General features: G+C 57.4%; 2 protein-coding genes. One reads left to right on the plus strand and one right to left on the minus strand.

The window, feature by feature from the left end:
* Window positions 1–50: 50 nt before the first annotated feature.
* Window positions 51–422 (minus strand): hypothetical protein, encoded by a 372-nt coding sequence (locus CKO28_RS27200; protein WP_200344602.1) that lies wholly within the window; start codon window positions 420–422, stop codon window positions 51–53.
* A gap of 491 nt (window positions 423–913) precedes the next feature.
* Between CKO28_RS27200 and CKO28_RS27205 the strand changes: the two genes are divergently transcribed.
* Window positions 914–2,675 (plus strand): nitrate- and nitrite sensing domain-containing protein (locus CKO28_RS27205; RefSeq protein WP_200344604.1); only part of this gene is annotated, 1,762 nt, incomplete at its 3' end.

A 2,675-nucleotide genomic window follows, 5' to 3' on the forward strand; every position in this document is an offset into this window, starting at 1 on the left:
GCGCCGCCGTCATCGAGAGTCTCGAAAAATCGCCGATTCCGGCGGCGCTTTCACGTGCCGATACGCCTGCCGGTTGAAAACGCCATGTGCAGCGGGAAATTGAGCGCCCGTTCATGAATAGATCGGGTTAGGTCGTCGATCGATTTCTTGAGGGCCAACGTTTCCGCACGCATGCGGGCGCAGGCTTCGAGAAGGTTCCGCGGTTCCGTCTCGGCGGCTTTCGACCCCGTAATGGCACCGCGATCGCTATCGGCCACGGCCGCGCTGACGGGCTTGAGTTCGGGTACGCGTCGAGCGGTTCCGCCGGGCTCACCGACGGTGTCCGACGTAACTGCGACGGCGGCGTCGTAGGGCTGAGCGGGGCTCTCGGAGGTAGCCACGTTCCGCCGGGCGGCGAAGTCGATCTGGATGACGTGTCCCATGGTGTGCTCCTGTTGTTTGAATTTGCGACACCATAGAAACGACAAATCGGCTCAAAATGCCCGTGTTCACAAGGCGATCCGCGCTCACAGGCGGTTAGCGCGTTATGGTTAACAATAAAACTAGCGTATACTGGCTGTTCGAATGTCTACGCTGGGTGATCCACAAGCCAGGTATTTTCGTAGCTTCCCTTTCTGTTGTTTGTTTAATCTAGATGACCGAAGAGTGTCTTCCACTTACCGAAAATGGAAATGTTTTCCTAACGCAATTCCGCCTCAATAATGAACATATTTGTTGATGATACCCCGATGTATCGCGCCACTCGGAGGTCACGGGTCGAGGTGCCGACTTGACTGTGATTGTAATCCTAAATTCGGTTTACGAATAAATACGGGTATTATAGTACTGCTACGAACGATTTTTTAATTCGTTCAGCATACGGTCCAGGTCGCTGAAATCTTCTGTCCAACCTCAAGAAGATGGGACCAAGACTGTGTTCGGCTTTCTTGATAATGCACGCATCCGCACTCGTGTGTTGGCCGCAATTCTGTCTGCATTGGGCGGACTGTTACTCCTTTCGACGATTATGATCGTCAATGCTTGGAGCACGAATTCACGAATGGCGACTCTGGAGGATATGGCAAGACTTGCTCCTGCGAGCAGCGGGCTTGTGCACGAACTACAAAAAGAGCGCGGAGCCTCTGCAGGTTTTCTTGGGAGTGACGGGCAGACGAGTTTTCGACAGAAACTCACTGCGCAGCGCCAAAGAACGGACAAGGTTCTCCAGAGAGCCGGAGACGTTTTTGACCGATTCGAAGCAGACCACGCGGGCAGTTCGCTAATCGATGACGTGCGCCAAGCACAGAACCAATTGGACGGGCTCTCTCGCATGCGCGATCGTGTAGCGCGCGTTCAAGTATCGCGCGGTGACATGGTTCAATACTACTCATCGGCAATACGCGAGCTGATCGATGTGGTCGCCGGCCTGGGCGATCTGTCACGGGATAGCGATGTAACGCAGATGGTGTCTGCCTACATTGCCTTGATCGAGGCCAAAGAACGGGCCGGTCTGGAGCGGGCAATGGGCGCCAGCGGTTTCGGCAAAGGCCGTTTCTCACCAACTGTACATAATAAATTGACCCGGCTGATCGCTCAACAAGACGCTTTCATTCTGCGCTTTCGTGCCCAGGCGACCCAGGAACAGATTGCGCGGTACGAATCGGCGATGTCGATACCCGCGACGGATACTGTGAAACGTATGCGAGATGTCGCCGTGGCCAACGGTTACGGAAATGGTGGTCTTCAGGGCATTACCGGGCAGGAGTGGTTCGATACGATCACGCGGAAAATCGATGCCCTGAAAAACCTGGAAGACAGTGTCGCAGACGATCTAGTCGAACTTGCAGCAAATGTGCGGGCCGCATCTGCCACGCAGCTGATCGGTGTGGGGTCATCAGCGCTTGTTCTTCTTGTTATCACCATCTTTGCAGCGATTGTCGTGGTCCGCTCCATCTCTTTACCCATCGGCCGAATAACGCAAGCGATGACAGCACTTGCAGGTGGTGACAAAACGGTAGAAATTCCAGACACCGCACGGGGTGATGAAGTCGGCGAAATGGCCGGTACCGTGCAGGTCTTCAAAGACAACATGATCAAGGCGGATCAGCTGGCCCGGGAACAAGCGGAGGAGCAGAAAGCCCGCGAAGCCCGTGCCGAGCGGATCCAGGAGCTCAACGCTGAGTTCGACCGGGTCGTCGGCGAGGTGATCGAGACGGTCGCCTCCGCGACCACGGAACTGCAATCGACGGCGCAAAGCATGGCGTCGGTCTCGGAGGAGACGAACCAGCAGGCCGCCACCGTTGCGGCGGCCGCGGAACAGGCGTCCGGCAACGTCCAGGCCGCATCGTCGGCGGCCGAGGATCTGTCCAGCTCGATCCAGGAGATCTCGCGGCAGGTCGCGCACTCGACCGAGGTCGCCGGTCAGGCGTCGTCGCGCGCGACCGACACGCAGGCGGTTGTCTCGGAACTCTCGCAGTCGACCCAGAAGATCGGCGAGGTGGTCGACATCATCTCCGATATCGCGGAGAAGACCAATCTGCTTGCTCTCAACGCCACCATCGAAGCCGCACGGGCCGGCGATGCCGGGAAGGGCTTCGCGGTCGTCGCGAACGAGGTCAAGGACCTCGCCAACCAGACGTCGAGGGCAACGAGCGACATCTCCCAGCGGATCGCCGACGTCCAGCAGCAAAGCGAGC

It is taken from the genome of Rhodovibrio sodomensis (assembly GCF_016583645.1).
GTDB classification, from domain to species: domain Bacteria; phylum Pseudomonadota; class Alphaproteobacteria; order Kiloniellales; family Rhodovibrionaceae; genus Rhodovibrio; species Rhodovibrio sodomensis.

What these genes read in the sequence shown, in the direction of transcription:
- CKO28_RS27200 (WP_200344602.1), bottom strand. Translation starts at nt 422, where the DNA reads ATGGGACACGTCATCCAGATCGACTTCGCCGCCCGGCGGAACGTGGCT.